Annotated in this window: 16 protein-coding genes; 6 read left to right on the top strand and 10 right to left on the bottom strand. The window is 63.5% G+C overall.

The annotated features are described in order from the left end of the window. Window positions 1-85: 85 nt before the first annotated feature. From ACYQ00_RS12505 to ACYQ00_RS12515, 3 genes are all read right to left on the bottom strand, one after another. A complete protein-coding gene (locus ACYQ00_RS12505; protein ID WP_460032538.1) occupies window positions 86-1,297 on the bottom strand; it encodes a BaiN/RdsA family NAD(P)/FAD-dependent oxidoreductase in 1,212 nt (403 codons plus the stop codon). 186 nt (window positions 1,298-1,483) lie between these two features. Then, window positions 1,484-2,122 (bottom strand): dTMP kinase, encoded by a 639-nt coding sequence (gene tmk / locus ACYQ00_RS12510; protein ID WP_460032432.1) that lies wholly within the window; start codon window positions 2,120-2,122, stop codon window positions 1,484-1,486. After that, window positions 2,098-3,258 carry a 3'-5' exoribonuclease YhaM family protein gene (locus ACYQ00_RS12515; RefSeq protein WP_460032433.1) on the bottom strand — a complete coding sequence of 387 codons (1,161 nt, stop codon included), beginning with the start codon at window positions 3,256-3,258 and terminating at the stop codon, window positions 2,098-2,100. Before ACYQ00_RS12515 ends, tmk begins: the two co-directional genes overlap by 25 nt. A 116-nt stretch (window positions 3,259-3,374) precedes the next feature. Here ACYQ00_RS12515 and surE point away from each other — a divergent pair, with 116 nt between their 5' ends. The 3 genes from surE (at window position 3,375) to ACYQ00_RS12530 (ending at window position 6,978) form a co-directional block, all read left to right on the top strand. Continuing rightward, window positions 3,375-4,160, top strand: coding sequence for a 5'/3'-nucleotidase SurE (surE, locus tag ACYQ00_RS12520; RefSeq protein WP_460032434.1), 786 nt, complete (start codon window positions 3,375-3,377; stop codon window positions 4,158-4,160). A gap of 112 nt (window positions 4,161-4,272) precedes the next feature. Continuing rightward, a complete protein-coding gene (gap, locus tag ACYQ00_RS12525; RefSeq protein WP_460032435.1) occupies window positions 4,273-5,274 on the top strand; it encodes a type I glyceraldehyde-3-phosphate dehydrogenase in 1,002 nt (333 codons plus the stop codon). Between the two features lie 174 nt (window positions 5,275-5,448). Continuing rightward, window positions 5,449-6,978: a sensor histidine kinase gene (locus ACYQ00_RS12530; RefSeq protein ID WP_460032436.1), complete on the top strand. Its 1,530-nt coding sequence runs from the start codon at window positions 5,449-5,451 to the stop codon at window positions 6,976-6,978. Window positions 6,979-7,005: 27 nt separating this feature from the next. Here ACYQ00_RS12530 and ACYQ00_RS12535 read toward each other — a convergent pair whose 3' ends face one another. Genes ACYQ00_RS12535 through ACYQ00_RS12545 form a run of 3 tightly spaced genes read right to left on the bottom strand, consistent with a single transcriptional unit; the run spans window position 7,006 to window position 8,819 of the window. Beyond that, window positions 7,006-7,926 carry a J domain-containing protein gene (locus ACYQ00_RS12535; RefSeq protein ID WP_460032437.1) on the bottom strand — a complete coding sequence of 307 codons (921 nt, stop codon included), beginning with the start codon at window positions 7,924-7,926 and terminating at the stop codon, window positions 7,006-7,008. A gap of 6 nt (window positions 7,927-7,932) precedes the next feature. Continuing rightward, window positions 7,933-8,397 (bottom strand): YkgJ family cysteine cluster protein, encoded by a 465-nt coding sequence (locus ACYQ00_RS12540; RefSeq protein ID WP_460032438.1) that lies wholly within the window; start codon window positions 8,395-8,397, stop codon window positions 7,933-7,935. Beyond that, window positions 8,394-8,819 (bottom strand): CoA-binding protein, encoded by a 426-nt coding sequence (locus ACYQ00_RS12545; RefSeq protein ID WP_460032439.1) that lies wholly within the window; start codon window positions 8,817-8,819, stop codon window positions 8,394-8,396. The genes ACYQ00_RS12540 and ACYQ00_RS12545 overlap by 4 nt, the downstream gene beginning before the upstream one ends. A 134-nt stretch (window positions 8,820-8,953) precedes the next feature. On the opposite strand from ACYQ00_RS12545, the gene ACYQ00_RS12550 reads away from it, so the two are divergent. From ACYQ00_RS12550 to ACYQ00_RS12560, 3 genes are all read left to right on the top strand, one after another. After that, complete coding sequence (locus tag ACYQ00_RS12550; RefSeq protein WP_460032440.1) at window positions 8,954-10,234, top strand: M24 family metallopeptidase; 1,281 nt, start codon at window positions 8,954-8,956, stop codon at window positions 10,232-10,234. A 134-nt stretch (window positions 10,235-10,368) separates the two neighbouring features. After that, window positions 10,369-11,364, top strand: coding sequence for a GGDEF domain-containing response regulator (locus ACYQ00_RS12555; protein ID WP_460032441.1), 996 nt, complete (start codon window positions 10,369-10,371; stop codon window positions 11,362-11,364). A 456-nt stretch (window positions 11,365-11,820) separates the two neighbouring features. After that, window positions 11,821-14,484: a PAS domain S-box protein gene (locus tag ACYQ00_RS12560; protein ID WP_460032442.1), complete on the top strand. Its 2,664-nt coding sequence runs from the start codon at window positions 11,821-11,823 to the stop codon at window positions 14,482-14,484. A 3-nt stretch (window positions 14,485-14,487) separates the two neighbouring features. Here ACYQ00_RS12560 and ACYQ00_RS12565 read toward each other — a convergent pair whose 3' ends face one another. The 4 genes from ACYQ00_RS12565 to ACYQ00_RS12580 all read right to left on the bottom strand — a co-directional run bounded on the left by ACYQ00_RS12565 (window position 14,488) and on the right by ACYQ00_RS12580 (window position 21,139). Beyond that, window positions 14,488-15,801, bottom strand: a complete 1,314-nt coding sequence (locus ACYQ00_RS12565) for an MFS transporter (RefSeq protein WP_460032443.1) — start codon at window positions 15,799-15,801, stop codon at window positions 14,488-14,490. Then, the gene (locus ACYQ00_RS12570; RefSeq protein ID WP_460032444.1) at window positions 15,798-18,551 is read right to left on the bottom strand and encodes an AMP-binding protein; all 2,754 of its coding nucleotides are present in this window, start codon (window positions 18,549-18,551) and stop codon (window positions 15,798-15,800) included. The genes ACYQ00_RS12565 and ACYQ00_RS12570 overlap by 4 nt, the downstream gene beginning before the upstream one ends. 192 nt (window positions 18,552-18,743) lie before the next feature. Further along, window positions 18,744-19,745 carry a D-alanine--D-alanine ligase family protein gene (locus ACYQ00_RS12575; protein ID WP_460032445.1) on the bottom strand — a complete coding sequence of 334 codons (1,002 nt, stop codon included), beginning with the start codon at window positions 19,743-19,745 and terminating at the stop codon, window positions 18,744-18,746. Further along, window positions 19,745-21,139, bottom strand: a complete 1,395-nt coding sequence (locus tag ACYQ00_RS12580) for a KamA family radical SAM protein (protein WP_460032446.1) — start codon at window positions 21,137-21,139, stop codon at window positions 19,745-19,747. Before ACYQ00_RS12580 ends, ACYQ00_RS12575 begins: the two co-directional genes overlap by 1 nt. Window positions 21,140-21,246: the final 107 nt, after the last annotated feature.

A 21,246-nucleotide genomic window follows, 5' to 3' on the forward strand; every position in this document is an offset into this window, starting at 1 on the left:
TGCTGCTTGGCAGGGGGGCGATGGACGTGCGGACGTGAAGCAGTTTGAGCGCACCGGGCACCTGCGAATGCGCAGGCGCCGGCCTTCACCGGTCCCGATCTTCCGCCACAGCCAGCCCCGCGGCACGGCCAGAGGCCCAGGCCCAATGCAGGTTGAAGCCGCCGAGCCGGCCGGTCACATCCAGCACCTCGCCGGCAAAGAGCAGGCTCGGCAACTCCTTGCAGCGCATGGTTTTGGAGTCGATGTCGGCCACGTCCACCCCACCCAGGGTCACTTCGGCCTTACCATGCCCGGCCGTGCCCGCAGGGTGAAAAGAAAAAGTGTGTAATTGCGTCGTGATGGCCTGCAAGGTAGCCTTGGAGCACTGCCCGGCCTGCCCGGTCCAGCCATGGCGTGCACACAAGGCTGCTGCAAGCCGAGCAGGCAGCAGGCGAGCCAGCACGTTGCGCACCTCCTGGCGTGGCGCACTGCGGAACAGGGCGGGCAAGGCCTCGGGGGCCGTGTTTGGTGCGAGGTCGATGGTCAGCCCGGCGCCGTCTTTCCAGAAAAGCGAGGCATCCAGCACTGCCGGGCCGGATATCCCGTGATGAGTAAAGAGCATGTCCCCGGAGATGGCCTTTTTGTGGCCCTCCACGCGAAGCCGCACCGGCAGGGACACGCCAGCCAGCTCCTGGCACAAGGGCAGCAGCTCCGGTGCAGCCAGCAGGGGGACGAGCCCTGGCCGCCGCGGCGTGACTGAAAGGCCATACTGCCGGGCAATATCATGCCCCAACCCCGTGGCGCCAAGCTGGGGCCAGGCCAGCCCGCCAGTGGCCACCAGGAGGTTGCGGCCCTGGAACAGGCCGCTCTCTGTCCGGACTTCCCAGCCATCGCGTTGCCGCAGCACCTCGCGCACGGGCTGCTGCAAAGCACCCTGCACCCCTGCCTGTGCTACAGCGTCCCAGAGCGCCCGCACCACCGCCGGGGCTCCCTGGAGCGAAAAGAGCTTGCCGCCGGCCTCTTCCTCCAGCACCACCTGACGTTCCAGCAGCCACTGGCGCATGTCCGCCGGAGTCCAGCGTGCCAGGGCGGATTTGACGAAATGGGGATTCCCGCAGCAGTAGTCTGCCGCCTCCACGGCGACGTTGGTCACATTGCAGCGCCCGCCGCCGGAGATGGCAATTTTGCGGCCGGGCTTGCGGGCCTGATCAATCATCGTCACCTGAAGCCCGCGAGATCCGGCGGCGATGGCCGCAAAAAGCCCGGCAGCTCCGGCGCCAAGGATGATGAGATCCGCCATGCTCGAACCCATTGTCATTGTCGTCACGTCTGTTCCTGCATGCCTGCTGACGCGAGAACAGTCCCTCGACATCCAGCTGTTGGCCTGCGCCAGACCTGCCGGGCGTATCATCGAGGAACGTCACCGAGGCAGTCATCTTCTATGGAACATTGGAGAATAATAAACAGAATCTCCGGAAGCATCAGCAGGCCAATCTCAGGAGAGTCACCGTTGCGGCAGCAGCGGTTCCACCACGGCCAGGCAGTCTGCAGCCACTTTCTCCAGGGGCTGGCTGGCGTCGATAATGTGAAACCGGTCCTTTTGCAGGGCAGCCCAGGTCAGGTAGCCTTCGCGAATACGCCGGTGGAACTCCAGGCTTTCGGCTTCAAAGCGGCCCTCCCGTGCGGCATTGCCTTGCTCGATATTGCGGGACAAGGCGCGCGTGAGGCCGACCTGGGGGTCCAGATCCAGCAGCAGGGTGCAGTCCGGCCACAGGCCACCCACAGCGAGGTCATTACACTGGATGAGCAGGGAGCGGTCCAGGGCGCGGCCGTAGCCCTGGTAAACCAGGGTGGAGTCGGCGTAACGGTCGCACAGGACCACCACCTCTTCCGCCAATGCCGGACGAATCACCTGCCGCACATGCTGGGCCCGATCCGCCAGATAGAGGAACAGTTCGGCTTCCGGGGCCAGATCCGTGCTGGCCACATCCAGGAGAATCCGGCGCAGCAGGCGGCCCAGGTCACAGCCGCCGGGCTCGCGCGTCAGGTGCACGCCGTGCCCGCGCTGCTGGAGCGCCTCGGCCACCAGACGCAGGGCCGAGCTTTTGCCAGATCCTTCTATTCCTTCAAAAGTAATGAACATTGATCTTCCTTGGCTGGTCCGGTTCGTTTGCATGCTTCAACGCCCTGGCCAGGGGTGGGTTTGGGGCGGCAGAGGTATCGATCCAAGCCCCGCTGGTAGTCGGACCAGACAGGCCATTCCGGCTCCTCATCCGCCTCCTGCCCGGCAGCAGCGCCGATGGCCCGCTCCACCTGATTCATCTTGGCATCCAGGTTATCGGCAAAATGGAGTGCAAAGGCCTCGGCGGTTTTGGGGCGCTTGGGGGAGCCGTATTCGTATTCCCCATGATGGCTCAGGATGATGTGCCGGAAGTGCATGGTGAGTTCCGGATCTATCTTCATTTTTTGGAGGTAGGGCTCCAAAATTTGGAGCCCAAGATGGATATGGCCCAACAGCCTGCCTTCATTCGTGTATTCACAGGCAGGCAAGGCGACCAGCTCCCAGGCCTTGCCCAGGTCGTGAAAGGCTGCAGCAGCCAGCAGCACATCCTTGTCCAATCTGGGGTACTGTTGGCAAAAGTTGACGCAAAGCTGCACCACACCCAGGGTATGTTCCAGCAGTCCGCCCACATAAGCGTGATGCATACTCTTGGCGCCAGTGGCCACCAGCAGACGGGCGCGGATATCCGGATCCCCCAGCACCTTGAAGACAAACCGGCGCCACGGCGGGTACACAATGTGTTCCCGCAGCAAGTCCTCCATCCGGGCCAGCAGGGTTTCCGGCGGCACCGCGCTGGTGGGGACCAGATCGGACAGATCCACCAGGGCGTAGATTGGCTCGGGCCAGCGCTCTTCGGGCGGGGGCTGGTCGTCATCCACAACAGGCGGCGGCAGCACCGGCCGCAGCTGGTCCACGGTCACCTGGACCTTGTCCTGATACAACTGGGCCCGGCCGCTCACGTGGAGGATTTGCCCGGGGCGCAACTCGTGGTAATCCTGGGCCTGTGGGCTCCAGATTTTGGCGTCGAGCTGGCCGGTGGAATCCTGGAGCACCAGACTCCAGAACGGGCCGTTACGGGCCTGCCGGCGGGAGGCCTGGGCCAGGACAAAGATGTCTGCCACCTGCGCGCCACCGGTCAGCTCGGCCACAAACTGCCGCTTGCGAAGGGGCATCGCGCTGGGTGCCGGGGCTTTGGCCGGCGCTTGTTCCTTGATCATTTCCATCCCGCTGTCTATGTATCGCGTGGTGGGATTCGTCAACCACTGGGCCCGTTCAACGCTACAGGCGGCGCCCCGGGCAGACACCCGGACGCTAGCCGCAGGAGTTTCGATCCATGCGCATCCTTCTCACCAACGACGATGGCATCCAGGCCGTGGGCCTGCGCGCGCTGTACCATGCCTTCAGGGAAACCGGTCACGAGGTGCGGGTGGTTGCCCCGGTGACAGAACAATCCGCCGTTGGCCACGCCATCACCATCAGCCTGCCCTTGCGGGTCAAGGAATTCAAGGAAGACGGCTTCGAGGGCCTGGGTGTATACGGCACACCGGCAGACTGCGTCAAACTGGCGCTCACCGCCCTGCTCGATCCGCCGCCGGACGTGGTTGTGTCCGGCATCAACGCCGGGGCCAACGTGGGGGTGGATCTGCTGTATTCCGGTACGGTTTCCGCCGCCACGGAGGGCGCGTTCATGGGCTACCCGGCCCTGGCCATCTCCCATGACTGCTACAACCCTGTGGACCTTGCCGAGCAGGGCCGGTATGCCGCCCAGCTCCTGCCCCGCCTGCCCTGGGGCGATCTTCCGGCCAAATGCGTCCTGAATCTGAACCTGCCGGATTTGCCCATTGCCGATTGCAAGCCCCTCATCCTCTGCCGCCACACGCGTGTGATGTGGGACGACACATACATCCACCGTCTGGACCCCCGCGGCCGGCCATATTATTGGCTCACCGGAGAAATTCCACCGGAAAAACTCTCTCCGGAAACCGACCGCGCCCTACTGACCCAGGGACACATCACCCTGACTCCCTTGAAATTTGACTTTACCGACCGCGAAACCCTGGCTCTTCTGGAACGCCGCCTTGTGGCGCCCGGCTCCGAGACGGACGCCACCCCACGTTGACACAACTGCCCAGTCCTACTATACAATTAGTCCGATTTGACCAACTCGTCTCCATGCTGACCTTTTTTGACTGATTGCACGGGACATTTCATACAGAAAGGGGAACACCGCCATGGCCACCAGAATTGCCCTGAACGGCTTCGGCCGCATCGGCCGCTACCTCGTCCGCCTGCTGGCCGACTCGCCCGACATCGACGTCGTTGCGGTCAACGCCCGCTCGGACAACGCCTCCCTGGCGCATCTCTTCAAATACGACTCCGTCCATGGCATCTTCAGGGGCGAGGTGTCCCACAACGACACCGGCATTGTCGTCAATGGCAAGACCATCCGCATCACCAGGGACAATCTCGATGAATATTCCTGGGCGGATCTGAATATCGACATTGCCATCGAAACCACCGGCAAAATCAAAGACCGCGCCGGCGCCCAGCGGCACCTGGACCGCGGCGCCCGCAAGGTCATCGTCTCCGCTCCCTGCAAAGGCGTGGACCTGACGGTGGTCATGGGCGTGAACGACGGGCTGTACAACCCTGTCGCCCATCACATCCTTTCCAACGCCTCCTGCACCACCAACTGCCTGGCGCCGGTGGCCAAGGTGCTGAATGACAACTTCACCATCAAGCACGGCCTGATGACCACCGTGCACTCCTACACCATGAGCCAGCGCATTCTGGATGGCTCCCACAAGGATCTCCGGCGCGCCCGCGCGGCCTGTATGAGCCTTATCCCCACCACCACCGGCGCGGCCAAGGCCGTGGGCCTGGTGCTGCCCGAGCTGGACGGCAAGCTGGATGGCATGGCCATCCGCGTGCCCACGGCCGACGGTTCCCTGGTGGATCTGGTGGTGGAAGTGGAAAAGCCAACCACCCGCGAAGAGGTGAACGCCCTGCTCAAGGCGGCGGCCGAAGGCCCCATGCTGGGCAACCTGGGATTCTGCACCGAGCCCCTGGTAAGCGTGGACTTCATCGGCTCCATCTACGGTGGCGTGGTGGATGCCGACCTGACCACCGTGAAAGGCGGCACGCAGATCAAGACCATCATCTGGTATGATAATGAAGCCGGCTTCACCAACCAGCTCCTGCGGCTGATCAACAAGGTTGCGGCTTCGTTGTAGTTTTATAGACCTGACACCTGACTTGCTGGCCGGGACGCCTCTGTGTGTCCCGGCTTTTTTGTTTTTTCCAGGTAAGGTTATCAATCCTTCACCTCCCTCCCCTTGCGATTGTCGAAACAATGGCGTAGAAATCAAGAGGATTGACTTTGATTTTTTCAAGTATTTGGGGATATCATGAATCATACCATCCAGCCGGACGAAGTTGAGACGCTCCGGCGGGAGCGCGACGAGCTGGCCCGCCTCCTTCGGGAAGAAGAGACGGCCCGCCGCGCGCTTGAGTGTTCCTGCGCCGAGCAAAAGCAACTCTACCGCAGCATACTGGATAATCTGCAAGGCATGGTGCTTGAGTGCATCGGCAGCGACCACCAATTGCTCTGGGTCAGCAAGAATATTGAGGAAATGGTTGGCCAGCCATGTGATGAACTGGCAGGCAAGGCCTGTTTTCGCATCCTGCAGGGTCTTGGCGCGCCTTGCCCCACCTGCAGTGTGGAACAGGCGCTGACCACCGGGGAAGTGCAGCAATGCGAGCGCCAGGGCCCCAATGGGAAGACCTGGGCCGTGCGTAGCGTGCCCATCAAAAACGCTGCCGGCTGCGTGGAGAAAGTCCTTCATTTCGGCTATGATATTTCGGAACTCAAGGCCCGGGAGGAGGCCCTGGCCCGCTCCGAACAAGCCTACCGCGCGCTGTTTGAACAAGCGCCCATCGGGATTTACTCGGTGGATCTGGCTGGCCGCTACCTGAGCCTCAACCCCCGTCACGCCTTCATGTATGGCTATGACAGCCCCGAAGACATGATGGCCGCCATACGGCACACTGCGACGCAAGTGTTCGCAGAACCAGGCCAGCGAGACGAACTCCTGGAGCAGGTGCGCAGGCATGGCCGGGTGGCCGGCTATGAATGTCTGGTCAGGCGCAAGGACGGCAGCCAGTTCTGGACTTCGCGCACCGTGCGGGCCATCCACGACGAGCATGGCGAACTGAGCGGCTACACGGGGTATGTGGAAGACATCCAGGACCGCAAACGCGCCGAAAGCCTCCGGCAGGATGCGGATCTGATCATGCGGCACGACCTGAAAAGCCCGCTCACCAGCATCATCGCCCTGCCCGAGCTCATGTTGCAATCCCCCACGCTAGACGCCCAGGAACGGGAAATGCTGCAGGCCATCCGGTCAGCCGGGCGGCGCATGATGGAGATGATCAACTCCTCCCTGGTGCTCTTTCAACTGGAACGCGGAGAATTCCGCCTGGACCCGGAACCTGTGGCCCTGGTGGAGCTGGTGCGACAGGTGGAGCGGGATCTGCTTGATCTGCTTGCCTCCAGGAACATCACCCTGCTGCAGCGGTATTCCCCCTCGCCCGGCAGCCTCATTGTTCCCGGAGATCCCTCCCTGCTGTATTCCTGCCTGGCGAACCTGATCAAAAATGCCCTGGAGGCTTCGCCAGAGGGAGAAACGGTCATTGTTTCGGGAGTCTCGGAAAACCAGACCGTGACCCTGAGCATTCACAACCTCGGCCAGGTGCCGGAACGCGTTGCGGATCGCTTTTTTGAAAAGTACGCCACCGCCGGCAAACCGGGCGGCACCGGGCTCGGCACGTATTCCGCCGCCCAGGCCGTGCATGCGCATGGGGGCACCATCACCATGGATACCTCCTCTGCCGGCACCTCGGTCACCCTGCGCCTGCCTGCCACGCCCCGGCCGTAAGCCACTGCAACAGCGCGAGGCCGAGGGTTATTTTGCCAGAATCCGCAGATACAGGTCACCCTTGAGTGGGCCGAACTTCCGGCCCAGGCCCTTGAGGCGGATGGGCCGGCCCGGCACAAAGTCCGAGGGCAGCACCACATCCACGGCCCGCGTGGCATCGGCCACCCCTTGCTGCACGGTGAGCCGGACCGTCACGCCTGGCCGCAGATGCACTGCCGGCAACTGCATCACCTGCTCTTCATCCAGCCAGCTGCGCATCCAGCGCTTGGCCGCGCCGAAGAACCCGTCGGACAGATCCACGTGCAGCTTTTTCTCACCCCACTCCACGCGCATGGTGCGCGGCCGCTTTTTGGGCAGGCTGGTGCCTGGCGTGGCCTTGGAGGCATTGCCAGCCCCGGCCTTGCCGGTCTTGCCGGTTTTATCGGTCTTGCCCGGCTGGCCCGGTGAAGCGGCCGTGAAGGGGGAGGAAGCAGAAGGCGGCGGCTTGCCGGGGCCGGCATGGCCCGCAGCGGCGCCGGCAGCGTAGGCCGAGGCGGCCTGCTTGGCGGATGTGGCGCCGGGCTTGGTCTCTGCAGTAAAGGGATTGGCCGTCTCCCCGGGCCCCTGTCTGGCCTCGCGGTAAATATCCTCAAACACCTGACGCGCAAATGGGTCCTTGAGAATATCCCGCAACACCTCTTCCCGGGAAGGTGTTTCCCGGCGTGCGTCTTCCCGGGAGGCTCCGCGCCCCCCGCCCGACGACGGCCTTCTGGCTCCTTCGTCATCCAACAGCTGCTTGAGCAGGACATAGGCTTCATTGAGCCGCTGAAACTGTCGCGCAGCCTGGGGATCATTGGGATTGAGATCCGGATGCAGGGTAAAAGCCAGCTTGCGATAGGCGGCCTTGACCTGCTCCAGGCCGGCGCCGTCGCTGAGACGGAGGATGCGATAGGCTTCTACCCGCTGCATGGCGTATCAACTGGTGTGAGGGTTCAGCAAGTGGGCCACGCGCAGGGCGTTGGGCGCGTCTTCGGCCGTGGCGGTCAGGGCGTGGGAAGTCAGGTAGTCCAGGCCGGCCTCGCGGAACTGCGCATGCGGCACGTTGGCGATACCGCGGCAGTCCTCGCGAGCCATCTGGAAGCTGCTGGCATCCTCCAGATTGCCCCGGAAAAACGGCCACGCGCGGCACACATCCGGCCTGGCCGGATGGATGGTGCAGCCCTGCCCGGCGGCGAAAAAGACGCAATAGCCGTCTTCCCCGGCGCGCAGGGAAGGCAGACGGCCGCGCAATTCGGTCCAGATTTCCAAAAACGAGCCCCGGTGCATGCCCAGGTAATCGGCAAGTCTGACAATATCTTTATCCGACAGCACGATTCCGCCGACACCCTGGCAGCAGATGCCGCAGCGGGCGCATTCGAAAACCGCTTCCGTGCCGCTCATGCCGCCGCTCCGGCCAGCAGCTGCTGATGATCCACCATCAGACACCGGTCCTCCACCACGGCAACGCCGCTGCCATCCAGAAGCTGGCGCGCCTCGGGGCTGAAGATGCCGCTCTGCATCCAGAAGCAGGCCGGCTTGCTCGGCAGGGCCAGCACTTCCTGGGCATGTTCCGGGCAGTATTGCGGGGCACGAAAAAGATCCACAATATCGACAGGCTGAGGAATCTCAGCCAGAGAAGGATATGTGGGCAGTCCCCAGACATTGCTCCGCTTGGGATGCACGGGAATTACCGTGTAGCCGGCAGCAATGAGATACCGCCCCACGCGATCCACCGGTGCACCGGCCTTGTCCTTGGCGCCGAGCACGGCAATGGTGCGCGCATTGCGCATGAGAGCAGCCAGTTCACGCAAATCAACAAACATGAGAACCTCGCGAAAAAGGGTTGTTGGCAAGCTCCATACACTGCGACCTGCCCGGATGCAACGCAGACAGCTTGCTCCGGGAGTCGATGTCCTGTAGAATTTATCCTTCATCAACCTTCCAGCATTGCACGGACATGACACACTCATCAGCACCATCCGCATCCATCGGCCGTACTGTCCCCCCGTCATCCTGGACCGCCATCGAACAACTTCCTCTTGAAGAACACCAGACCCGCATTGCCCGGGCCCGGATGCTCCTGGCCCGGCATGTGCCCACCGCCGGCGGGCTTTTTGTGTTTTCCCGCGTCAGCATGTACTATTTTACCGGCACACTGGCCGAAGGGCTGCTGTGGATTCCCCTGGAGGGCGATCCGCTGCTGTTGGTGCGCCGGGCTCCCGAGCGCGCCCTGCTGGAAACCCCCCTGCGGCCTGAACAGATCCTCCTGTTCAAGTCGTACAGCCAGCTGCCCGGCCTGTGCTCCGACGCCGGCTGCCCCCTGCCGGCCACAGTGGCCGCCGACAAGGCCGGCCTGCCCTGGAACATTGCCGAAATGTTGACATCCCGGGTGACCAATGTCGAATTTCTGGCCGGGGACGCGGTGATCACCAAGACCCGCGCCGTCAAGACGGCCTGGGAACTGCGCAAGCTCCGGCTGGCGGGCGAACGCCACCACCAGGTGCTGTTCCACGAAATGCCCCAGTTCATCCGCCCCGGCATGACCGAGCGGGAAATCAGCCACATGGCCTGGCAACGTTTTTTTGCCCACGGCCACAGCGGCGCCATGCGCATGAGCGCCCGGGACGAGATCTTCCTGGGTCACGTCTCGGCCGGAGATAGCGGCAACTATCCCAGCTATTTCAACGGGCCAGTGGGCATCCGCGGGGAGCATCCCGCCGTGCCTTTCATGGGGTATGCCGGCAAGGTCTGGCAGCCCGGCGAGCCCCTGGCGTGCGACGTGGGTTTTTGTCTGGAAGGCTACCACACGGATAAAACCCAGGTGTACTGGGCCGGCAGCGAGGCGAGCATTCCTGACCACGTGCGCCGTGGACACGATGCCTGCAAGGAAATCATGCTGCGCACGGCCGAAAAGATGGTGCCCGGCGCCATCCCCTCGCAACTCTATGCAGACTCCCTCCGGATGGCCGAGGAATACGGCATTGCCGACGGCTTTATGGCCCTGGACGGCAATCACGTCGTCTTCCTTGGGCATGGCATCGGCCTTGCGGTGGATGAACAGCCCGTGCTGGCCAAAGGATTCGACGAACCGCTGGAAGAAGGAATGGTTATTGCATTGGAACCTAAACTCGGACTTCGCGGTCTGGGGATGGTTGGTGTGGAAAACACCTTTGAGGTTACCGCCCAGGGTGGCTGCTGCCTCACAGGGAACGACTTCCGCATGATTCCCATCGAGTAGGCCCGGTGGCTTGGGAGGCTGCCTGTGCTCTCCGCGCATTCCGATCGTGTCTGGCAATTATCTGCTTGACATTTTGACACAATGCGGGAATGCATCTGGACCATGGGCAGCCCCTTAACTACTGGATAAGCCGTGTGAAAATTCTCATCATAGACGATTCGGACACCTCCAGATTGCTGTTGGAATCCATCCTGCGCCACGCCGGGCACGCCGATATCGCCCTGGCCGGCTCTGCCCAGGAGGCCTTCCGCATCCTGGAACTGGACAACACCGGCGCAGGCGAATGTCCGGTGGACGCCATCCTCATGGACCTGATGATGCCCGACATGGATGGCATAGAGGCCACGCGGCGGATCAAGGCTGTGGGCCGGCTGCGCGACATCCCCATCGTCATGGTCACCGTGAATGCCGACCAGCAAAGCCTGGAGCAGGCCTTCCAGGCCGGAGCCATTGACTACATCACCAAGCCCGTCAACAGGATTGAGCTGCGGGTCCGCGTGCACTCCGTGCTCAAGCTCAAGGAAGAGATCGACCAGCGCAGAATCAGGGAGCGCGAGCTCATGGATCTGGCCGGCCGTCTGGCTGAGGCCAACAAGCGCCTCAAGGAAATGGCCATTCGCGACGAACTCACCGGCTTGCACAACCGCCGCCACTTCATGGAGCATGCCCGGGCCGAGTTCCAGCGCCACAGGCGCTACGGCAGTTCCCTTTCCCTGCTGATGATTGACGCCGACCACTTCAAGAACATCAACGATACCTTTGGCCACTCCGTGGGCGATCTGGTCCTGGCTGCCCTGGCGGAAACCGGTCGTACCCAGCTGCGCGAGGTGGACATCTTCGCCCGGATTGGCGGCGAGGAATTTGCCATCCTGCTCCCGGAAACCAGCCTGGACGATGCCGCGGTGGTGGCGGAACGCATCCGTGCCAGTGTGGAATCTTCCCGCCTGCGGGTGGATCAGCACCGGCTGGAGGATGCATCCGAAAATGATTTGCAGTTTACGGTGTCCATTGGCGTGGCCTGCACAGACAGCCAGATGCAGGATGTGGACACCCTGCTCAAACTGGCGGATCGGGCGCTGTACGCCGCCAAAAACGCTGGCCGCAACCGCATAGAGCGCAGCCAGGCCTAGTCTTCCACGGTTACCTTTTTTGCACTCCGGCCGTTTTTCAATACACCGGTTCTCTATCCTCGCGTAGCTATTCAGTTTACCCCGCCACTTCTGTCTCTTATTTCCCCGGTCTCGCGGTCCTGCAGAATTTCTACTTGAATCTTATACGGTTCCGTTTTACTGCCTTGCCAGGTACAGGCGCGATGTACCAGGCGAATCGCGTCCTCAACAGCAGTTTTGTCTTGGCTTGGCCATCCCTTGCTGTTGTTGCGGGGGCAGCCAGTCCAGTGCAGGGCGCATTGCCCTGCCTCCCGGGGGGGAGAGATGTTGCAACAGGGGTTACCCGCCACCATGGCGGAAGTGGAGGACTTGCGTCGGCGACTTGCAACCGCCGAGGCAACCCTGCAGGCACTGCGCGAAGAGTCCTGCGAGGGCACTGCGGCCAAAGGCACTCTTTTGCCTTTTGAGTCCGCATTCATGCATGCGCCGTCGGTCATGGCGGTGCTTTCCGCGCAGTCTCTGCAATTCTTGCGTGTCAATCACACCTTCGAAACCACATTTGGTCTTTCCGCGGCGCAGGCAGTTGGCAATTCCCCTGTGGCGCTGGGACTCGTCAATTCCACGCAATGGCAGGCCCTGCGCAAGGCCTATGGCACGCCCCGTCAGGTTCGGGATTTAGATATTGTTGTCAAGGACTTGTACGGGCGCGACCGCGATATGGTCGTCTCCTGCGAGCCTGTGGACTGGCATGGCGAGCCGGCTTTGCTGGTGAGCGGTATGGAGACCACCATCCGCAATCAGGCCGTCAAGCAGCTGGAGATTGCCCGCTACGCGCTGGATCACAGTACGGACGCCGCCTTTTGGATTGACCCTCTGACGGCGCGCTTTATGGACGTCAACGCCGCCGCTGTCGCCTCCTTGGGCTATTCGCGTGAAGAGCTGCTGACCATGCGCGTGCCGGATATTGACCCGGATTACCCCCTGGATCTTCTCCTCCGGTTTTGGAGGAACCGCATCGAAGGCGACACCATGCGCTTTGAAACCTGGCATCATCGCAAGGATGGAAGCAGGTTTCCGGTGGAAATCATCACCCAATATGCGCAGTCGTATGACCCGCCGTTTGTCTTTGCCCTGGTGCGAGACATTTCCGAACGCCAGGAAGCCCGCCGCGTCCTGGAGGAAAGCGAAGCCCGGTACCAGGCCGTGGTGCAGCACATGCAGACGGGAATTCTTGTGTGCGAACCCGTGGGGCCTGATGCCTCGGATTTTCGCATCAAGGAAATGAACGCTGCCGGCCTGGCGTTGCTGGACAAAACGCGTGAAGAAATTACCGGGCAACCGATTTTGGACGTCCTGCCATATCTTCGCGCAGGAGGTGTCTTCGACCGCCTCAGAGATGTGGCCCTGACCGGCGCGCCTCAGCGGAAAATCCTGTGCATGGCCATGCCCGGCCACTCCGCGCGCTGGTTTTCCGACTCGATATACCGCTTGCCAAATGGCGAAGTGGTTTCCATTTTTACCGACATCACCCAGGAGATGGAAAGCCGCCGCAGGCTGGAGAGCAGCGAAACCCGCTACCGCGAACTGGTGGGCCGCATGAACGCCGTGGTGGCCGTGTGCCAGCCGGTGGAAGGCGGACAGGACTTCGTCTGTACCGGCTGGAATCCTGGTGCGGAAGCCTTTACCGGCATTGCCGCCGAACGCGCCCTTGGCCAGCGGGTGACGCAGCTGTTCCCCAGCATCAGGGAATCCAACCTGATGAAGACGATGCAGGCCGTGCATGCGTCCGGGGTGGAAAAACAATTGCCAGAGTTCCGACCCAGGTCGTTGGGACAGGGCCGGTGGTTTGCCGGCAGCGTGTTCCCGCTGCCTTCCGGCGAGGTGGTGTGCATGCTGGAAGACGTGACGGAACGTCGCAACGCCGCCGAGGCCCTGCTTCGGGCCAAGGAACTGGCCGAGGAGGCCAGCCGGGCCAAAAGCGAGTTTCTGGCCAACATGAGCCATGAAATCCGCACACCCCTCAATGGCATCCTGGGCATGCTTCAGGTGCTGCAGCTCTCGGATTTGCCCTCGGATCTGCACCAGCTGACCAGCGTGGCGGCCGATTCCGGCCTGCGGCTGTTGCAAATTCTCAACGATTTGCTGGACCTCTCCCGCATGGAGGCCGGCTGCATGGAGCGCCGGCAGGAGCCCTTCTCCCCCCGCGTGCTGCTCAACTCTCTGGTGGAGATCTTCAGTCACGAGGCCCGGGCCAAGGGGCTGCTGCTGCAGTATGCCATTTCTCCACACATCCCGGATGTCTGCATCGGAGATGAAGCCAGAATACGGCAGGTTCTTTTCAATGTGCTGGGCAATGCCCTCAAATTTTCGGAAAATGGCATTGTCACCCTGACGGCCGAGCTGGTCGGTCAGGTGGCGCCCGGTTCCTCCATTGCCCTGCTGCTCACTGTGGAGGATGCCGGCCCGGGCGTGCCCCTGAACATGCTGGACAGCATCTTTGCCCCGTTCACCCAGGGCGATGGCAGTCTGCACCGCAAGCATGGTGGCGTCGGGCTGGGGCTGGCCATCGTCAAACGCATCGTCACCATGCTGCAAGGCCAGCTGTGCCTTGAAAGCATGCCAGGGGAAGGCACATTCGTGCACTGTTTGCTTCCCCTGCAGTGCACTGAGGATATCAGCGTCCTGGGCGGCGGTCTTTGCAGCGGGCACAGCACAATGGGCAAGCGGGTTCTGCTGGTGGAAGACGACGCCATCAACCGCCTGACCATTTCCCGGCTTGTGGAGGCGCTGGGGCACCGTGTGCACGCCGTGGCCTCTGGCGAGGCAGCGCTGGAGGTGATTCAGGCCATTGGCGAGGAGGAACAGCATGGAACGCCCCACAGCGGCCACGCTGCCGAAGCCATGTATCAGGTGATCCTCATGGACATTCAGATGCCCGGCCTGGATGGCGTGGAAACCATGCTCCGTATGCGGCAGCAACACCCGGAACTGGCAGCCGGCACCACTTTTGTGGCCTTGACCGCCCACGCCATGTCCGGAGACAGGGAGCGCTTTCTGAATTCCGGATTTACCTATTACCTCCCCAAGCCTGTCCAGCTGGAAGAGCTTGACCGCATCTTGAGCAGCTGCGAACTGCCGTAAGCATCAGGCCGGGGCTTGCCCTTCTGGCATCCTGGCCGCGCCGGGCACGCCCCACATGAGCAGGCCCCCCAGCACCAGGAACACCACGATGCAGCTCATGCCAATGCGTTGACTGTCAAAGATGGCTGTCAGCCAGGCCACGGCCAGCGGCCCCATGAAGGACGTGATCTTGCCGGACAGGGCAAAGAGCCCAAAAAACTGCGTGCGCAGGTGTTCCGGGGCGTTGCGGGCCAGCCAGGTCCGGCTGGCAGCCTGCACCGGCCCGAAAAAGACGCTCATCAAGAGCCCGAACACCCAGAACCACAGCGTCTCATGCACCAGCAGGATGGCCGCGCCGGGAATGACCAGCCCCAGCAGGGAGAGCAGAATCGTCTTGCGCGGGCCGATGGCGTCATCCACCCAGGCAAAGGCAAAGGCTCCCAGCCCGGCGCTGATGTTCATGGCAATGCCGAAGGTCAATACCTCGGCCGTGCTCATCCCAAAGGATCCGGCAGCGTAAATGCCCCCGAACACGAACGTGGTGGAAAGCGCTTCGTTATAGATGGTCCGGGCCACGAGAAAGCGCAGGATGTCCCGATGCTTGCGGGCATGGCGCAGGGAATCGGCCAGCTGGCGTACGCCTTCTCTGGCCGCCCGTACCGGCCCCAGCCGGGCCGCGCCCGTGGCCGGGGCATCCGGCGTGAACAAAAACAGCGGCAGGCAGAAAACCAGATACCACCCCGCAGCCAGCAGGTTGGTGGCCCTGACATGATAGGCTCCCTCGCGTGGCAGCGGGATCAACGGATTCTCCCCGACAAACAACACCAGACAGGCTGCCAGGCAGACGATGCCGCCAAAGTAGCCCGTGGCCCAGCCCCAGCCGGACCAGCGCCCCTGGCGTTCCACCGGCGCCAGTTCCGGCAGCATGGCATTGTAGAAAATCTGCGCATATTCCGAAGCCAGCGTCCCCAGCCCCACCAGCAGCAAGGCCAGGGGCACATCGCCAGGAGTCGGCCCCACATTCCACAGCAAGGCCGTGCAGACGATGCACAGGGCCGTGAACACGCCCAGCCAGGGCTTGCGCCGGCCGGTGCGGTCGGCCATGGCTCCCAGCAACGGACCGCCCAGGGCGATGAGCATCCCGGAAATCCCCACCATATTGCCCCATTGCGTGGTGCCCAGGGTCGGGTCCGCAGCCACAGCGTTGGTAAAGTACGCCGCAAAGATGAAAGACTGAATGGGCGTGACAAAAGCCTGATTGGCCAGATCATACAGCGCCCAGGCCCGAAGCTGCCAGACCGTGGCGGATGGAGTGGACGGCTGACAGGACCCGCTCATGCCTTGCCTCCGGCTTCGGCCCGCAGGCGGGCCTGCATCGTGGCCACCCGCTGGCGCACAGCCAGCATCATCCGCTGGGCCGCCGGAGCGGACATGGCGCCGTCAGTCAGCCCGGCGCCTTCTTCCAGCAACACGCGGGGAGGCACAGGCTCGCCGAACTCCACCACCACCCTGGCCCGGCGGATGCTGAATCGTCCCGGCGGCATGGCCTCCCAGGTGCCATGGATGCAGACCGGCACCACGGGCACGGGATAGCGGTCCAACAGCAGCCCCAGCCCTGGCCGGAATTCCCGCAGTTCCCCGCTGGTGGAGCGCACCCCCTCAGGAAACCACAACAGGCTTCGGCCCGACTTGAGCACCGCCGCCCCCAAGGCCAGGGACGCGGCCACCCCGCCATCGGGATCAATGGGCACGGTCTGGGCCAGACGGCTGAAGAAGCGGAACACCGCATTGTGGAACGCAGCGCCGGTCCAGCCCGCCACCTGCATTCTCGTCAGCTCCTTGAAGGATACAGCCGGCAAGACCACAAAGGGATCCAGGTAGCTTAAATGATTGGGGGCCAGTACGAACTGCGGCAGATCCCGCAGCCCTTTCACCCCACGAATTTCAAGAGAGAACAAGGTCTTGGCCAGCAGGCGGAAGAAAAGCCAGACACACCAGGAAACGGCCCGCATCCAGGGCGCAAGCGGCGTCAGCCAGTGCTGTTGCGCCTCGGTGAGCACGGTTTCCGGGTGCTCCATGATTGTTTTGAAATCATTCCTGATATCCGCTCCCGTTGCAGAAGAGGCCGATGCGCCGGCAGACTCCTGCAGCAGCTCCCGGACGGTGACGATCCGGCTGGCCGCCTCTTCGGAAATCTCCACCCCGGCCACGTCCTTGAGGGCCAGGCCAATGACCAGCCATTCCAGTGAATCCACGCCCAGATCCAGCTGCATCTGGGTCGAGGGGGACAGTCTGGCGTTCGGATAGCGTTCACACAGCCAGTTCCAGACAGCGCGGGCCCTGGAATCGGCCAGCAGCGGCCGGTCCGCTTCGGGCCAGCGTTCTTCGGGCAGGGGGCCGCTGTCATCCACGGCAGTCACGGTGCCGGCCTTGGCGCGTTCGAACTGTTCCTTGAGGGTGTGCCTGCGCAGCTTGCCCAGGCGGGTCCGCTCCAGGGGCGCGGGGTGCACGGCCACATCCACAGGCCGCTGGTAGCTGGGCAGGGTCTGGGCCACCTGGCCCACAGCCTCGCGGACCACTTCCTCAATGTTCGAGCGTCGGCTGCGGGCCTCCAGGGCGTCTGGCACAATGAGCGCCGCCAGCCCGCCCTTCCAGGCCAGAATCGCGGCCTCGGCGATGACCGGGTGCGTCTCCAGGGCCTGTTCCACCTTTTCCGGGTCCACATTCTCCCCGCCCTGGGTGACGATCATCACCGAGGCCCGGCCAAAAAGACGCAACCGGCCATCCTCTTCCAGACGACCAAGGTCCCCCGTGCGGAACCAGCCGTCTTCCGTAAAGGCTTCGGCTGTTTTTTCAGGCAGATTGCGGTAGCCCGCAAACACCCCGGCGCCCTGGGCCTGCACTTCGCCCACGCCATCGGGCAGGCTTTCCAGGCCGGGGATGGGTTCGATGCGGATGGTCACGCCGGGCATGGGCTTGCCCACGGTGCCGGCCCGGGCCTCGCCGGGGGCATCCAGGGCCAGGATGGGCGAGGTTTCCGTGAGCCCGTACCCCACGGCCACTTCCCAGCCCAGGGCTTCCAGCTCACGGGCCGTTTCGGCATCCAGGGGCGACCCGCCAGAGGCCAGCACCCGCAGCTTTGGCCCCACGGCTTCGTGCAGGGACCGCAGCAGGAGCTTGCCCACGCGCAGGTTCGTCTTGTCCTTGATCCAGGCGCTGGTGGCGGCGAGTTTCTCAAAGACCAGCTGGGCCGCCAGGCCTTTGGCGGCGGCCTTGGCCCGGATGCCCGAGAGGATGGCCGTGTACAGCCGGGGCACGCCGGCGATGAGGGTCACCTCCCCTTCCTTGATGGCTCCTAGAATGTGCGGCCCGGTCAGAGACTGAGGAAGCACCACCGTGAGCCCCAGGGAAAGGGACGTGAAGATGCCGATAACAAAGGGATAGACATGATGCAGTGGCAGCGGCAGGAGCATGGTGTCTGCCGCGCTGATGAGTCTGGCCGCCACCAGGGCATTTTGCTGAAAGATGATGTTGGCGTGGCTCAGTGGCACGCCCTTGGGCCGGCCGGTGGTGCCGGAGGTGTAAAACAGGGCGGCGGTGTCCGCCGGGGTCACGCGGGGCAGCGCGGAGGAGACGGTCTCGGCGGCGAAGGCCCGCTTCCAGGACCGCGGATCCTCCTCGGCCACGTCGATGAGCAGCAATTGCAGATCCGCGCCGCCAGCCTCGTGCAGCACCGCGGCGTGTTCGGTGGTGGTGCAGACCAGACGCAGGCTGCTGTCGGCCAGAATATGCGCCAGGCCCTCGCCAGCCAGCTGCACATCCAGGGGCAGCACTGCTCCGCCAGCCTCAAGGATGCCCAGGCAGATGATAAAGGCTTCGGGACAGGCCGGGAGCATCAGCCCCACCGGCTCGCCCCTGGCAATCGACAGGCCAGTCTGCTCCGCCAGCCCGGCCGCCAGTCTGCTGGCCTGGGCATGCAACTGGCCATAACTCAGGGTGCGGGAGCCTCCTTCCATGAATGCCCGCACGGCAGGCTTGTCCCCACGGGCGGGCATGGCGGCGATGACATCTTGCAATGTGCTGAACATGCTCGTCTTCCTTGCGCTGAGTTCCAAGGCGGGTGCCAACAAAGCACCTCCGTCCTCAATCCGTACCAGAACAGCCGGGATTGAAGCCTGTGCCTTGGTATCCATTTTTGGTGCCGGCGTATAGCATCGGCTTGGCGTCGAAATGGCGACACGGCACGAATCACAAGGACTACAAAGACAATGGCGGCACGCTCAAAGACAAATCGGACAGGGCATGGCCAGCCCCAGCCGGGCACAGACGGCGGTCATGATCCGCCGCCACAACTCCTGGTAGTCAATGCCGGCCAGCCGGCAGAGGATGGGCAGGTCAGAGTCCACGGGGTGCAGGCCGGGCAAGGGATTGGCCTCCAGAAATTGCGGCGCGCCGGCAGCATCGCAACGCAGATCCACCCGGCCCACGTCCCTGAGCCCCAGCGCCTTCCAGGCCGCCAGGGCCACCTGCCCTGCCTGCAATGCCACGGGATCCGTGGCCAGTGCATAGTGCACCAGGCGGGTGTAGTCGGCTTTGTTGCGATGGGTGTAGCCGGCAGCGTCGGCCTCGGGAGCCAGGAGGATTTCCAGCACGCCCAGCACCTCGGCCTCCCGGCCAGTGCCCAGCACGGCCACGGTGAACTCGCGGCCCGGCAGATACGTCTCCACCAGCGCCGGCTGCCGGAACTGCCGCCACACGTGTTGGCAGGCGGCCATGAGTTCGTCACGGCTCCGGACCCTGGAGGCCGCGGCCACCCCCTTGCCCGTGCCCTCGGCCACGGGCTTGACGAAACACGGCCAGGGCAACAGCGCCTCATGGACATCCAGCGCATCGGCGCACACGGCAAAGTCCGGCGTGGGCACCCCGGCCTCGCGCACCAGACGTTTAGCCACGCCCTTGTGCAGGGTGGCGGCCAGGGCCAGGGGGTCTGAGAAGGCGTAAGGGATCTGCCAGGCATCCAGCAGACAGGGCACGAGGGACTCCCGGCCCAGGCCGTACAGTCCCTCGCACAAGGAAACAACCACGTCCCAGCGCTCTCCTTCCAGAAGCAGGGGCATGAGCTGCCGGGCATTCCCCAGACGATCCACCTCAAAGCCCAGGGTTCGCAGCGCGGTTTCGATGGCCTGGACGGTCTCCTCGGCGTCGAACTCCGCGGCCTCTTCCTCGGACAAGCCCTGGGACATCCAGGCGGATTTCAAATCAAAGGCCAGACCGATGCGCATCAGTGCTCCGTGGCGGTTTCCGGAGTTTCCAGGGTAAAAAAGGGATCCGCTCCGGCCGTACCCGGATTCGGCACCGTGCCGGCCAGGGAGTGATCCGGATACACAAAAGCCCGGCCCTCATAGTTGCGCAGCACCAGACCCTGCGGGGAGGTACCAAGCACTGTGGTAGGCAGCAGGGGAATCTTGCCGCCGCCGCCGGGTGCGTCGATGACGAAGGTCGGCACGGCATAGCCGCTGGTGTGGCCTCGCAGCTGCTCCATCAGGGCCAGGCCGTCGGCCACGGAGGTCCGGAACTGGGCTGAGCCGGGAATCGGATCGCACTGATACAGATAATACGGCCGAACCCGGCGTTGCATCAAGCCATGAAAGAGTTGTTTCATGGTCCCGATGTCGTCGTTGACCCCTTTGAGCAACACGGTCTGGCTGCCCAGGGGGATGCCGGCGTCGGCCAGCCGGCCCAGTGCCCTGGTGGATTCGTCCGTCAGCTCGCTGGGGTGCGTGCAATGGATGCTCATCCATAACGGATGGAACTTCCTGAGCATGCGCGCCAGGGCGCCGGTAATGCGCATGGGCAGAACCATGGGTGTTTTGGTGCCGATGCGCAGCACCTCCAGGTGCGGGATGCGCCGCAGGCGGGTCAGGAGCCAGGCGAGGGCATCGTCCTCCAGGGTCAGCGGATCGCCGCCGGAGAGGAGCACGTCGCGGATTTGCGGGCGGGACTCGATGCAGGCGATGGCTCGCTCCCAACGGGCGCGAATCTTCTCCGGCCGCTCGCCGGCCGCCCCGCGGCCGACCATGCGGGAGCGGGTGCAGTAGCGGCAGTTCGCGGCACAACGGTCCGTGACCAGAAAAAGCGCGCGGTCCGGGTAGCGCTGGATCAGCCCCGGGGCCAGGGCATGGGAGCCCTCGTGCAGGGGATCCGCCGCCTCGCCGCAGGAATGCAGCGCCTCATCCCGCACGGGAACCATGGTCCGCCGCAGGGGCTGACCGGGGTCTAGCGCGTCGAGAAGGTGCAGATAATACGGGGTGATGGCCACGGGCAGGCCACGCTTTTTCAGGGCCAGGCCATCACGCTCGGCCTCGCTCAGGGTCAGGAAACGAGAAAGCTCTGCCGCGGTGCGCACACGATGCGCCATCTGCCAGCGCCAGTCCCGCCACATGCGGGCCGAGACGCCAGGAAAAAAACATTTGCGAAACTGTCGGGCATCGGCCAGGCAGGCGCGCAGGACGGCGGCATGCCCGAGAACCGGGAATGTCTGTTGATTGATTTCAAATGGTTGGGAATTAGAGTCCAGAGGCCGGGGACGGGAACGAAGCTGACCGCCAGAATGTCGAGGAGTGCAGCCCCCCCTACTGGGAGGCTCCTGTTCAAGGGCGGCGTCGAGACGCTTCATGGGATGACATGCTCCGCAAAAGGTGCGGGTGCGGCGAGATGCCGCATCTCTGAAAATCGCCCTTGTCATGTTTCCGGGGAGCCGTCCAGAGGGCAACGTACAAATTG

The organism is Megalodesulfovibrio paquesii, assembly GCF_054653055.1.